This window comes from Vagococcus carniphilus (assembly GCF_014397115.1).
GTDB lineage: Bacteria > Bacillota > Bacilli > Lactobacillales > Vagococcaceae > Vagococcus > Vagococcus carniphilus.
In genome coordinates this window covers 695,356-707,912 of record NZ_CP060720.1, presented here as the reverse complement: position 1 = coordinate 707,912, position 12,557 = coordinate 695,356, and the positions used below count along the sequence as shown (strand labels likewise).

Genomic DNA, 12,557 nt, shown 5'->3' with positions numbered 1-12,557 from the left:
CTAACAACTAGCCATCTGCTTTTTTATTCATTTGGTTCTGATGTCCACTCTTTCAACTCACCTTGTTCTGAAAAAACTTTTTCCTCGTCAGGTAAATAATAAACTGCCTCATCTGGGTAATACGTGATATCATTAGCTACATTTAAGCCTACATCTAATATTTCTAGAACCTCCTCTCCACTATTAATAAATTGATGAGCATGTTGTTTCCCAGCTGGTTTTGCTACAAAATCGCCTTTTTTAACCAGATATTCTTCACCATCATATCTCAAAGTTGCTGCACCTTTTAAGATTAAAAAGAATTCTTCTTGCCTTGCATGACTATGATATTTACAACTTTTTTGTCCAGGCTCTATTTTATCGATGTTAACATACATCTTTTCACTACCAGCTGCTTTTCCTAGATAAGCAGTCCTTGCTTTGTCTAAGTAATTAACCTCGACTCCTTCAGGCAACTCATTCATGTTTAGTATCTGCATAGAAACTCTCCTCAATTCTTTTTCTTAATTATCTCACAAAGATAGGTTACAATAAAAGGAAATCAAAAGAAGGTGAATCTTATGTACAATCATTACGGCGAATTAGCCACAACTGTTTACGAATTAACTAAACCCGCAGGAGCTTCTTTAAACGGAGACATCGACTACTATATGGAGCGACTTGAAGGAGTAACAGGTCGAATTCTTGAAGCTGGAGTTGGGAGTGGACGTATGCTGATTCCTTTACTGGAAGAGGGATTTCATATAGAAGGAATTGATCAGTCAAAAGACATGTTAGACGCTTGTCAAAAAAACTTATCTGCACACCACTTAACTACTGCTATTTATCAAGATGACTTGGCTTTCTTTTCAATTAGTGATAACTATTATGATGCAATCATTATGCCGACTTCTACATTTTGCTTGATTCAAACAGAAGAACTTGCCAATCAAGTTTTAGAGAACTTTCATCGTCATTTAAAACCTAACGGCAAAATTATTATTGACTTAGATTTACCTTTTTATCCAGAACTTGGGGAGTCTTCTACCAATAGTTTCCCCATCTCTTCAAAAGAACTAATTACTTATGAGAAAAAAATTGTTGAAATTGATTGGTTAAAACAACACACTATCTATCATCTAACTTATGCTAAATGGGTTGAGGGCGTGCTAGTTAAACAAGAGCTACAACAATTTTTACTTCGATGGTATGGTTTAAATGAATTTAAGTTAATACTCGAAAAAGTAGGCTTTCAAGATATTAGTATCTCTTCAGATTATGAATTTGATGTTCATCCTGTTGATAGCAATCAAACTATTACCTTTGAGGCAATAAAAAAATAGAGGCCGACATTTTCGTCAGTCTCTATTTTTATACTCACCTTATTGTTTTACTCTGCTTCTTCTTGGAACTGGCTATTATACAGTTTTTCGTAGAAGCCTTTTTTAGCTATTAATGTTTCGTGATTTCCTTGTTCGATGATTTGTCCTTGATCCATCACAAGAATTAAATCAGCGTCACGAATGGTTGATAGACGATGGGCAATTACAAAACTCGTTCTACCTTCCATCACACGATCCATTGCTTTTTGAATCAAACCTTCTAATCTAGTATCCACAGAACTAGTTGCTTCATCTAAAATCAGAATTTTAGGATCTGAGATAACAGCACGAGCAATAGTTAGTAGCTGTTTTTGACCAAGAGACACATTGTCCCCTTCTTCATTAATTGCCATATTATAACCATCAGGCATTGTTCGAATGAAATGATCCACATTCGCGGTTTTTGCTGCATCAACAACCTCATAATCAGTTGCATCTAACTTACCAAAACGAATATTTTCTGAGATGCTGTCATTATATAGCCAAGCATCTTGTAGAACCATTCCAAAAAGAGAACGAACATCACTACGATTCATTGCCTTTGTATCAATACCATCAATCTTAATAGAACCTTCTGTCACATCATAAAAACGCATCAACAAATTAATAAGAGTTGTTTTCCCTGCACCCGTTGGTCCGACTACCGCAACAGTCTGTCCACTTTTCACTTCAATATTTAAGTTCTGAATCAACGGTTTTTGAGGATCATAACTAAATGATACATTTTCAAATGTTACATTACCTTCAATTTTTTCTGGTAAAGGAATATCTTGTTCATTTAAGATTTCTTCTGGTTCATCCATGATTTCAAACACACGTTTTGTAGCAGCAGAAGCACTTTGAATCACTGAAGACAATTGGGTAATTTGTCCCATTGGTTGACTCACTTGCCATACGTATTGAATGAACGCTTGTAAGTTACCAAGTAATAAAACGCCTTGGATAATATAATAAGAACCTAACACAGCAACACCAATATAAGCACTATAAGCTGTTAGATTAACTAACGGCATCATCAAGCCTGATAAAGCAGCTGCTTTAAAACCATTTTTAGCTAAGTTACCATTTACTTCTTTAAAATCAGATATCGTTTGTTCTTCTCGTCCATATAATTTCAATACGTTAAATCCTGTTAGATTTTCTTGTACGAAACCATTCAAATCACCTAAAGAATCTTGTTGCTTCTTAAAGTAACGTTGAGAAATATTAACCACAATTTTTGAAATAATAATGGATAGAGGAATAATTACCATAACGACCATCGCTAATTTTATGTTGATCATTAACATTGCAACAATTGCCATCACAATTCCTAAAATAGCGTTAATAATCGCGATAAAACTTTGTTGCATCGCATTACTCACTGCATCCACGTCATTTGTGATACGAGATAAAACATCTCCAAATTGATTTTTATCAAAATAAGAGACTGGCAAGCGATTAATTTTCTTATCCAAATCTTGTCTTAAATCACGCATTGAATGTTGGACAACATTTGTCATAAACATTTGAGCTAAGAAACTTGCTATACTCCAGGCTGTCCCAATGAGAAGTAAAATGACTATGATTTTTCCAATATAGGTAAAATCAACAGACTCTCCATTTTTCACATTTTGAGCTATTCGAGTGGTCGGTAATCCTGTCACCCAAGGTAAAATCCCATTTAAAACAATAGCAATAATAGTCATAAAAATGGCTGAGAAAAAATGAAGCTTATAAGGAGAGATGTAGGCATAAAGTCTGTTTAAAGAACCAGTTGATTTTTTCATGCTAACTCCTCCTCTGTTAATTGAGATGAGGCTATATCATAGTAAATAGAACATGATTTTAATAAATCATGATGTGTTCCAATACCAACGACATCGCCTTCGTTTAATACAACAATCTTATCAGCATGCATAATCGTACTCACACGTTGTGCCACGATTAACACTGTAGATTCTGTCGTTTCTTTCTTTAATCTATTTCTTAAAGTGGCATCTGTTTTGTAATCAAGTGCTGAAAAACTATCATCAAATACATAAATAGCTGGTTTTCTAATTAACGCTCTAGCAATTGCTAAACGTTGTTTTTGTCCACCTGAGAAGTTAGAGCCCCCTTCTGAAATCGGTTCTTCTAACCCTTTCTCTTTTTGAGAAATAAATTCTGTTGCTTGTGCGATATCAATTGCTTCCCGCATCTCTCTTTCAGTTGCATCTGGTTTTCCGTATCTTAAGTTATCTTCAATTGTTCCAGAAAACAGTAAAGCTTTTTGAGGAATGTAACCAATTTTGTCACGTAAAGCTGATAGATCGTAATCTCTAACGTCTACTCCATCAATTAAAATAGACCCTCTTGAAACATCATAAAACCTTGGAATTAACTGAATTAAAGTAGATTTTCCACTTCCCGTACTTCCAATAAAGGCAACCGTTTCACCTGGATTAGCTGTAAACGAGACATTCCGAATAACTGGACTTTCTGAGTTTCCTGGATAAGCAAATGACACATCTTTAAATTCTAGTACACCATTTGTTTTTGTTTCAGTAACACCATTTTCAGGACTTGAGATAGAAGGTTCCATGTCTAGTACTTCTTGGACACGACCGGCAGAGACAGCTGCTCGAGGATACATCATAAATACCGTAGAAAAAAGCAAGAATGAGAATAGCGCGTGGAAAATATATTCAATAAAAGCAATTAAATTACCTACTTCTAAGTTACCACCATCAATTTGAACACTACCAAACCAAATAACTAATACCATAACAATGTTAAATAAAAAGAAAAAGGCCGGTTGAGCTGAAGCCATTAATTTAAATAATTTTTTAGAACTTTCAGTGTAATCACGGTTCACACGATCAAAACGTTTTTCTTCAAATTTTTCATTAACAAAAGCTCGAATAACTCGTAGTCCCGTTAAATTTTCTCTTAAAATCATATTGATATTATCGAGATTTTTTTGTTGTAATCTAGATAAAGGTTCTGAACGCTTACCTATAACAATAATTCCGCCAAGTAAAAATGGCAATGCTCCAATAACAAACGCTGTTAATGAAGGACTTGTTCTAACAATCATCACAATACTTGAGATAAACATAAAAGGAGTGATAAAGCCGATTCTTAAAATCATTCCCATAAATGTCATCACTTGAAACGCATCATTTGTTGTACGAGTGATAAGAGAAGATATACCTAATTTTTCATATTCTTGATGAGAAAAACGTTGCATATTCTCCATCATATCGTTTCTCATTTGTTGAACAAGACGTGTGTTGATTCTTGCACCGACTACGGCTAATCCAATGTAGAGGACAATCCCTACAAGGACTGTTGCAATCATATAGGTACCCATCTTTTTAACATATTCAAAATCACTATTAACGATTCCCACATCTAACATTTTAGCTAGTAGTGTTGGCAACCCTAATTCAATAATAATAAATCCAAATACGCAAACTATATTGATTGCTAGTAAGCCTTTTTGTCGCATGGCATAATGCCACATTGTTTTCACTTAATCATCTCCTATCTATTATGAACATATGTTGCTATTTTATAACATACCACATTTTTTTAATAAAAGCCCCAGTTTTACTGTCCTTTTTTAAGCGACAGTTTTGCTATTTGTCGCTTAAAACCTGAACTACTAGATTTTCTCAAGACAAAAAAAGATTGGCTCCTAAAAATGCCAATCTTTTCTATCTATTCATTTCTTATTGCTTGTTTCTTTTCTCTTATCAAATCATATAAAATACCGAGTAATCCAATTGTAAATAAAACATTAATGCCTGATAGTCCGGGACCAAATTTAAAGAAAATAGCAAAGTTAATCAATGTGCCAAATACAATTAATTTTAGCATCGTCCATCTTCCTTTCTATTATTTGTTCATCCTACTATTCTAATTTAATTTTACTGTTTAGTTTTTAAGATATTCTTAAGTTTTTACGAAAAATTTAAGAAATATTTAACTTACTAAAAGGAAGCAGATGTTTTATTTTTATGTTATACTTAATTCTCAATATATTTTCTTGAAAGGAATAAACTCTTATGTCAAATATCAATGAAGCAAATGTACCTGAAAAAGAATTACTAGACGCTGGATATCGTAAGTATTCCGGTAAAGAAATGGATATCTACTACAATCAGCAAATTTGTGAACATGCTGGAAACTGTGTTCGAGGAAATCCTGATGTTTTTGAAGTTGGTAGACGTCCGTGGATTATAGCTGATAACGGTGAAACTAAATCAAATGAACGCGTTCTTAACTCATGCCCTACTGGTGCACTAAAGTATATTAAAAAGGAGACTGCCTAAATGAACTATATTGAAGAAGAAACTCGTTTTGTTGTTTTAGATGACAACAAACAAGAAATTGGTGAAATGACTTGGTCAAATGCTGGTGAAAGCTTAATCATTATTGACCATACTTTTGTTGATGATAATCATCGTGGTCAAGGAATTGCTGAAAAATTAGTCTCTCTAGGTGTTGATTATGCACGTCGAAATGGTAAAAAAGTTATACCACTTTGTCCTTTTGCTAAAAAAGAATTTGATCGAAAAAAAGAATATCAAGATGTTTTACATTAAACTTAAAAAAGAGCTGAGGACTATAATCCTCGGCTCTTTTTAGTTTACTCGTATATTATTTAAAGCCTTTACATGAGTTAATGATTCTATACAATGCTCGCGGTATATGATAGAATGTACCTAATTGTTGGAGAATACAACTCCACACACGAGACGGTGAATTTATTTCTTTTATAATGAAACAAAACAAGGTTTCATGTTACTTTGAAGATTTCTTTAAGGCTAACCATATGACAAAAATAGGTGTATTTTACACCTCAGTTTGTTGCGTTTAAAAATAAATTAACTCACTAAAAACTATTGAAGGAGATTTTTATATGATTTTTAAAGTATATTATCAAGAAGACAAAGCACGTAGTCCCCAAAGAGAGAAAACTGTATCCCTATACATTGAGGCAGAAACACCTGTTGAAGCTAGAAAAATAATTGAGCAACATACACCCTATAATATTGAACTAATTCAAGCACTTGAAGGAAATCACTTAGACTACGAAAAAGAAAATGCTGATTTCAAACTTGTGGAGTTTGACTAGTTATGAAAGTTCAAATAAAAAACAATGAAACAGGTGTATTTGGCATCGGTGGACTTGGTGAAATTGGGAAAAATATGTATGGGGTCCAATTTCAAGATGAAATCATCATCATTGATGCTGGTATCAAATTCCCAGAAGACGATTTATTAGGAATTGATTATGTTATTCCTGACTATCAATACATCCTTAAAAATCTTTCTAAAGTGAAAGCTTTAGTAATTACCCATGGACACGAAGATCATATTGGTGGCGTTCCATTTCTATTAAAACAAGCTAATATTCCGATTTATGCAGGCCCTCTTGCTATGGCTCTTATTCGTAACAAACTAGACGAACATGGTTTACTTCGTGATGCTGAATTACATGAAGTCAACGAGGATTCTGTTATTAAATTCAGAAAAACATCAGTAAGTTTTTATCGCACAACTCATAGTATTCCAGAAGCAAACGGTGTAATTGTTAAAACACCTTCTGGTAATATTGTTTATTCTGGTGACTTTAAATTTGATTTTACTCCTGTCGGTGAGCCTGCTGATTTACATAAAATGGCTCGACTTGGAGAAGAAGGCGTTCTTTGTTTATTATCAGATAGCACGAATGCTGAAGTGCCTGATTTTACCAAATCTGAAAAAGTTATTGGCGATTCAATTTTAAGAATTATTGAAAAAGTTGAAGGCCGTGTCATATTTGCTACATTTGCTTCAAATATTTTCAGATTACAACAAACAGCAGAAGCTGCTGTTAAAACTGGTCGTAAAATTGCTGTTTTCGGTCGTAGTATGGAAAACGCAATGGTTAATGGTCGTGCATTAGGTTACATCAATGTACCAGACGATACGTTTATTGATAGTCGAGAAATCAATAATTATCCAGCTAATGAAATCATGATTTTATGTACGGGTTCTCAGGGTGAACCAATGGCTGCCTTAAGTCGTATTGCTAATGGAACTCACCGCCAAATTGCAATTCAGCCTGATGATACAGTTATTTTTTCAAGCTCTCCAATTCCTGGAAACACAACAAGTGTTAATCGCTTGATTAACTTACTTTCAGAAGCTGGTGCTAACGTGATTCATGGTAAAGTTAATAATATTCATACTTCTGGTCACGGCGGCCAACAAGAACAAAAATTATTACTTCGCTTACTTAAACCAAAATATTTTATCCCTGTTCACGGTGAATACAGAATGTTAAATGTACATTCACAATCTGCTCAAGCAACAGGCGTTAAAAAAGAAAACTGCTATATCTTAGAAAATGGAGATGTCTTAGCTTTAACTGCTGAAAGTGCTAGAAAAGCTGGTCATTTTAATGCAGATGATGTTTATGTAGATGGTAGCGGTATTGGTGATATTGGCAACATCGTCTTAAAAGATCGTCGTATTCTTTCTGAAGATGGTTTGGTTTTAGCTGTTGCAACAGTTAACTATGAAACTCAAACAATTGTGGCTGGTCCAGACATCTTATCTCGTGGATTTATCTATATGAGAGAATCCGGAGAACTTATCCAAGAATCACAACGAATTTTATTTAATGCCATTCGTAAAGCTTTGAAAAACAAAGATTGTGATGAAGCTATGTTAAATGAAGTTATTATTAACGCCATCCAACCTTTCTTAATCGAACAAACTGAAAGACATCCAATGATTCTTCCAGTTGTTCTTGAAGCTAACTAGATTATTTCAAAACAGGAGAATGCCTTTGCATTTCCCTGTTTTTTTGTTATTAACTATAAATAGATTAAATTATTTGATATGATGAAAAAGGAAATAAATAACACAGTTAAAAGAAAGGAATGAAAAATGAAAGCGTTTAAAGGGATGGTTTATGTTTTATCATTACTCACATTAGTTGGGTGCTCACAAAAGGGGACAAATAACGAATCAAAAGAGACGACTGAAAGTACGAGTGTCTCACAAACAAAGACAAGTACCTCTTCAAAAGAAATAGAAAAGACTCTATTTACCGATGAAGATTATGCAGCTGCTGGTTATCTCTCTATTTATTTAGAAGCTAAAGATAATAAACAATCAATCGATGATTTATTTTACTTTATTACAAAAGAGCCTGAAGGAAATGTCACTTTCACCAAAGAAAAAGATGGTTTTACTTTAGGTCAAGGAACTGCAGGGTCTACTATGACATTCAAAGTTGACAAAGATAAAGTCACTCGTATTTCTCCAGCAGAAAATAATTTTTCGTGGTCAAAAAAAGAATTAGACAAAACTTTTAAAGATTATCAAAAGTTAGTAGAAAAGTTAGTAGTTATTGGAAAAGAAAATAAAGAGAATCATAAACAAGCAGAAGTTGAAGCAGCCAAAAAAGAAGTTATTGACCCTAAAAATCTAACAGAAGAACAAGCTATTACTTGGATTAAAAACTATTTAATTCAAAATGGTGCTACTGAAGAAGGATTAAATAAAAATTCAGAATTTCAATCAGATATGGTTGATGGTTACTTAATCATTTCTCAATACTTACCTGTGCCAACAGGTGCTCATAAAAAAATGACTTATCAATTCAGAGTTAATAGTAATGGCCATTTGGAAAAGAAATATGTCGCTTCAAATGAAAACTGGGAAGTCATTAGTACTGAGTATATCTACAAAGAAGATTTAGAAGGACCTGTCGCAACAAAATCTGATATGTCAGCAACTATGGTACAAGATGGAACTGATGGCCCTGGTATGTTCTATACTTTAACGATTAAAAATACGTCTGATCATAATATTAAAGTATCAGCAGAAGAACTTGCTTTAAATAAAAATTCAAGTCTATCAGATGTTGATGAGGATATTCCTGTTCGCTATCAAAAAAACGTTGTTATTCCAACAGGAAAAGAACATGAATTTAAACAGCTTTTAGGACCCGTTTCTGGGGATACTCCTCTTTACAACAATCTTGATGTTACTTATCAAGGAGAAGTTATTTTTCATCAAGCAGCTGGTATGGAAAGTTATAAATAGAATCAACAAAAAAAGTGTAAGTAGACAAGCTACTTACACTTTTTATTCATTAAATTTTAAATTAAGCTTTTGTTACGTTAGCTGCTTGTGGTCCACGATCAGTTTCTTCGACTTCAAAGTTCACTGCTTGACCTTCTTCTAAAGTTTTGAATCCGTCACCTTCGATTGCTGAGAAATGTACGAATACGTCATTTCCTTCTTCTTGTTGGATAAATCCGAAACCTTTTTCAGCGTTAAACCATTTTACTGTTCCTTGAGCCATTGTTTTTCCTCCTCGTGCCATAAGCACTAAATAATATTTTGTATACTTGCTTTCGGTCGATAGAGGTGGTTGAAACATTTGTTACAACTTCTATTGAATCCCAAAACCAAATTACAATTCAATCATAACGCAACTATTATGTAAATGCAAGTCTGTAAGTAAACGTTTTTGTTTAAATTACGTCAGTTTCTTTCAAGCTGATATAGCTGTTTTCACCTATTATTAAATGGTCAAGAACCTCAATTCCCATCAATTTACCACACTCGACTAAACGATGTGTGAAAGCGATGTCTTGTTTAGAGGGATTAGGGTTTCCAGATGGATGATTGTGGACAATTATGATTCTAGCTGCTGAACATTTTACGGCAATTCTAAAGATTTCTCGAGGGTGTGCGACAGATTGATTTAATGAACCAATAAATACCGTTTGTCTTTTTAATACCTCGTTTTTCGTATTTAAATATAACACAAGTAAATGTTCTTGTTGAAAATCCTTCATTTCCTTAATTAATTGCTGTCCGAGTTCATGACTGGAGACAATGACTCCTAGTTTTTCTCTATGACTAAGTGCCAAACGTTTACCAAACTCAATCACTGCCTGAAGCTCAATTGCCTTTACATTTCCTATACCATCTATTTTGGTCAGCTCTTCAATGCTCGCCGTTTTTAATTCAAACAAGTTGTCAAAATTAACTAGCACTTGATTGGCTAATTCCAATACATTCTGTGTTTTATTACCTGTCCTTAAAATAATAGCTAGTAACTCTTGATGCGTTAGACTTTCTGCCCCGTATTTCTTACATCTTTCTCTTGGTTGAAGTTCTTCGTGATATTCTTTGACTGACAATGACAAAAAAAGTCCTCCCTTCTTCTCTCTATGTAAGATACGAAAAAGGTAGGACAATTTTTAATTTTTTAGAATAAGTTTTTTACTTCAAATAAATCTTTTTTAACAGCATATACTTTCTCTAAAGCTTCGTCATCTGGTTCAATTAAATCAGGAACCATAATCACTGGTACGTTAGCTGAATAAGAAGCTCTAATACCGTTTAAGGAATCTTCTAGCATAACTGTTTCACTTGGATTAGTTCCAAGCTTTTCCACAGCTTTTTCCACAATTTCAGGATGTGGTTTCGCATGAGTAACTTCATCACCTGAAACAGTATCAATAAAGTAATTAGTTAAATTGGCTTTGGTTAACAACTGGTCAATGGCATCTCTTGTATTGCTTGAAGCAACAATACAAGGAATTTCTTGCTCATTTAGAAAAGTTAATAACTCTACTACACCTGGTTTTAAAGGTGCTCCACTTTCTTTAAATGTTTTTCTGACTTTATTACGACTTTCATCAAAAAAGGCTTGAATTGTTTCTTTCGGTAAATAACTATAATCTGCTAAGTATTTTTCAAAAGCATGCTCTTCACTTAAACCAATTTCCGTTCGGTAATAAGCTTCGTCATACTCTTTTAAACCAAATTCTTTAGCCATTTCAACATTACTCGCACAATAAATAGCTTCTGTATCAAAAATTAAACCATCCATATCAAAAATGACACCGTTAAATGTTTTCAATTAATTTCCTCCTAAAAGTGTTTCTCTTACTTGAGAAATAAAATAAAGAGAACCAGTTACTAAAACTAAGTCATCACCTGTTAATTCTTCAAGAGTTTCAGCTAGTGCTTCTTGCCAACTATTATAGGCATTTAAACCTAACTCTTCATACTGTTCTTTGGTAAAAGCTTTTGGATAATCAAAGGTCGTTACTTTTAAATCAAGATTTGGAACTGTCTTTAAATCCTTAATCATAGAAGCAATATCTTTTGTGGATAACGCTCCAAAAATTGTATGAATGTGTTGACCTTTAAACTCTGTCTTTAAATTTTGAACCAACACTTGCATGGCATGATCATTATGAGCACCATCTAAAACAATTAGTGGTTCATCTGATATTTTTTCCATTCGTCCTGGCCAAAAAGCTTTCTTCAAACCTTTTTGGATATCTTTTCCAGTAACTGGAAGTCCTAAGCTTTTTGATACAATTGAATATAGTTCTATAGCGACACTGGCATTATCGACTTGGTGTTTTCCAAGTAAACTAATTTTTAAATGAGATAAATCTAACTCCTGAGACCTAAAGTTAAAAATTTCTCCCCAGCTTTCATCAGGTTGAATGTATTTACTTGTAAACTCTTCTCCGTACTGAAAAACAGGACTATTCAAGTTAGCAGCTTCTTCTTTAATAACTTTAAGGGCTGCTTCTTCAACTTTTCCAATGACAATAGGAACATTTTCTTTAATAATTCCTGCTTTTTGACTAGCAATTTCTTCAATAGAATCACCTAAGATATCCACATGATCTAAACCGATTGTTGTAATAGCTGAAGCAAGAGGTGTGATGACATTTGTACAGTCATATCTTCCACCCAGTCCAACTTCAACTAAAACGATATCGACTTCTTTTTCTAAAAAGTATTGGAACATAATCGCCGTTAAAATTTCAAATTCAACCGCATTTTTTAGCTCTTCTACTGTATCCATCTCATCGACAATAGGTTTGATTTTTTTTACTAATTCAACCAAATCTTCATCTGGAATAGGTTGTCCATTAATTGCTACTCGCTCATTAAAGCTTTCAATATATGGAGATGTAAATGTTCCAACTGTTAGGCCTTGCTCTTCCAATAAACAACGAAGAAACGTGGTCGTGGATCCTTTACCATTGGTTCCGCCGATATGTACCGTTTTTAACTTATTTTGTGGATTATCTAAACGATCTAATAATTCATTAATTCTAATTAATCCTGGACGAATACCAAATTTGATGCGGTCATGAATCCAGGCTACAGTTTCTTCATAATTCATTG

14 protein-coding genes are annotated in these 12,557 nt (G+C 33.6%); 6 read left to right on the top strand and 8 right to left on the bottom strand.

The genetic code is table 11. From position 1 onward, the window contains the following. Positions 1 to 23 precede the first annotated feature (23 nt). The gene (locus tag H9L18_RS03605) at positions 24 to 479 is read right to left on the bottom strand and encodes a cupin domain-containing protein (protein WP_126790951.1); all 456 of its coding nucleotides are present in this window, start codon (positions 477 to 479) and stop codon (positions 24 to 26) included. An 81-nt stretch (positions 480 to 560) separates the two neighbouring features. On the opposite strand from H9L18_RS03605, the gene H9L18_RS03600 reads away from it, so the two are divergent. Further along, positions 561 to 1,322 (top strand): class I SAM-dependent methyltransferase, encoded by a 762-nt coding sequence (locus H9L18_RS03600; RefSeq protein WP_126790953.1) that lies wholly within the window; start codon positions 561 to 563, stop codon positions 1,320 to 1,322. A gap of 47 nt (positions 1,323 to 1,369) precedes the next feature. Here the strand turns inward: H9L18_RS03600 and H9L18_RS03595 are convergent, their stop codons facing one another. From H9L18_RS03595 to H9L18_RS03585, 3 genes are all read right to left on the bottom strand, one after another. After that, entirely contained in the window at positions 1,370 to 3,130 is a 1,761-nt protein-coding gene (locus tag H9L18_RS03595) for an ABC transporter ATP-binding protein (protein WP_126790955.1), read from the bottom strand. Next, positions 3,127 to 4,857 carry an ABC transporter ATP-binding protein gene (locus H9L18_RS03590; protein ID WP_126790957.1) on the bottom strand — a complete coding sequence of 577 codons (1,731 nt, stop codon included), beginning with the start codon at positions 4,855 to 4,857 and terminating at the stop codon, positions 3,127 to 3,129. Before H9L18_RS03590 ends, H9L18_RS03595 begins: the two co-directional genes overlap by 4 nt. Before the next feature lie 188 nt (positions 4,858 to 5,045). After that, entirely contained in the window at positions 5,046 to 5,204 is a 159-nt protein-coding gene (locus H9L18_RS03585) for a hypothetical protein (RefSeq protein WP_185847378.1), read from the bottom strand. 188 nt (positions 5,205 to 5,392) lie between these two features. On the opposite strand from H9L18_RS03585, the gene H9L18_RS15305 reads away from it, so the two are divergent. From H9L18_RS15305 to H9L18_RS03565, 5 genes are all read left to right on the top strand, one after another. Next, the gene (locus H9L18_RS15305) at positions 5,393 to 5,659 is read left to right on the top strand and encodes a (4Fe-4S)-binding protein (RefSeq protein ID WP_126790959.1); all 267 of its coding nucleotides are present in this window, start codon (positions 5,393 to 5,395) and stop codon (positions 5,657 to 5,659) included. Continuing rightward, positions 5,660 to 5,932 (top strand): GNAT family N-acetyltransferase, encoded by a 273-nt coding sequence (locus H9L18_RS15300; protein ID WP_126790961.1) that lies wholly within the window; start codon positions 5,660 to 5,662, stop codon positions 5,930 to 5,932. It begins immediately after the preceding gene. 317 nt (positions 5,933 to 6,249) lie between these two features. Further along, positions 6,250 to 6,465: a DNA-directed RNA polymerase subunit epsilon gene (locus tag H9L18_RS03575; RefSeq protein ID WP_126790963.1), complete on the top strand. Its 216-nt coding sequence runs from the start codon at positions 6,250 to 6,252 to the stop codon at positions 6,463 to 6,465. Between the two features lie 2 nt (positions 6,466 to 6,467). After that, positions 6,468 to 8,141, top strand: coding sequence for a ribonuclease J1 (rnjA, locus tag H9L18_RS03570; RefSeq protein WP_126790965.1), 1,674 nt, complete (start codon positions 6,468 to 6,470; stop codon positions 8,139 to 8,141). Between the two features lie 126 nt (positions 8,142 to 8,267). Beyond that, a complete protein-coding gene (locus H9L18_RS03565; RefSeq protein ID WP_126790967.1) occupies positions 8,268 to 9,431 on the top strand; it encodes a hypothetical protein in 1,164 nt (387 codons plus the stop codon). A 61-nt stretch (positions 9,432 to 9,492) separates the two neighbouring features. Here H9L18_RS03565 and H9L18_RS03560 read toward each other — a convergent pair whose 3' ends face one another. The 4 genes from H9L18_RS03560 to H9L18_RS03545 all read right to left on the bottom strand — a co-directional run bounded on the left by H9L18_RS03560 (position 9,493) and on the right by H9L18_RS03545 (position 12,555). Next, complete coding sequence (locus tag H9L18_RS03560; RefSeq protein WP_126790969.1) at positions 9,493 to 9,693, bottom strand: cold-shock protein; 201 nt, start codon at positions 9,691 to 9,693, stop codon at positions 9,493 to 9,495. A gap of 172 nt (positions 9,694 to 9,865) precedes the next feature. Beyond that, positions 9,866 to 10,540: a RadC family protein gene (gene radC, locus H9L18_RS03555; protein ID WP_126791319.1), complete on the bottom strand. Its 675-nt coding sequence runs from the start codon at positions 10,538 to 10,540 to the stop codon at positions 9,866 to 9,868. 68 nt (positions 10,541 to 10,608) lie between these two features. Beyond that, positions 10,609 to 11,265 carry an HAD family hydrolase gene (locus H9L18_RS03550; RefSeq protein ID WP_126790971.1) on the bottom strand — a complete coding sequence of 219 codons (657 nt, stop codon included), beginning with the start codon at positions 11,263 to 11,265 and terminating at the stop codon, positions 10,609 to 10,611. Then, complete coding sequence (locus H9L18_RS03545; protein WP_126790973.1) at positions 11,266 to 12,555, bottom strand: bifunctional folylpolyglutamate synthase/dihydrofolate synthase; 1,290 nt, start codon at positions 12,553 to 12,555, stop codon at positions 11,266 to 11,268. Between the last annotated feature and the right edge of the window lie 2 nt (positions 12,556 to 12,557).

Bases quoted from the DNA above. Each gene is read 5' to 3' on its own strand.
- H9L18_RS03605 (WP_126790951.1), bottom strand. From the start codon at position 479: ATGCAGATACTAAACATGAATGAGTTGCCTGAAGGAGTCGAGGTTAAT.
- H9L18_RS03600 (WP_126790953.1), top strand. From the start codon at position 561: ATGTACAATCATTACGGCGAATTAGCCACAACTGTTTACGAATTAACT.
- H9L18_RS03595 (WP_126790955.1), bottom strand. From the start codon at position 3,130: ATGAAAAAATCAACTGGTTCTTTAAACAGACTTTATGCCTACATCTCT.
- H9L18_RS03585 (WP_185847378.1), bottom strand. From the start codon at position 5,204: ATGCTAAAATTAATTGTATTTGGCACATTGATTAACTTTGCTATTTTC.
- H9L18_RS15305 (WP_126790959.1), top strand. From the start codon at position 5,393: ATGTCAAATATCAATGAAGCAAATGTACCTGAAAAAGAATTACTAGAC.
- H9L18_RS15300 (WP_126790961.1), top strand. From the start codon at position 5,660: ATGAACTATATTGAAGAAGAAACTCGTTTTGTTGTTTTAGATGACAAC.
- H9L18_RS03575 (WP_126790963.1), top strand. From the start codon at position 6,250: ATGATTTTTAAAGTATATTATCAAGAAGACAAAGCACGTAGTCCCCAA.
- rnjA (WP_126790965.1), top strand. From the start codon at position 6,468: ATGAAAGTTCAAATAAAAAACAATGAAACAGGTGTATTTGGCATCGGT.
- H9L18_RS03565 (WP_126790967.1), top strand. From the start codon at position 8,268: ATGAAAGCGTTTAAAGGGATGGTTTATGTTTTATCATTACTCACATTA.
- H9L18_RS03560 (WP_126790969.1), bottom strand. From the start codon at position 9,693: ATGGCTCAAGGAACAGTAAAATGGTTTAACGCTGAAAAAGGTTTCGGA.
- H9L18_RS03545 (WP_126790973.1), bottom strand. From the start codon at position 12,555: ATGAATTATGAAGAAACTGTAGCCTGGATTCATGACCGCATCAAATTT.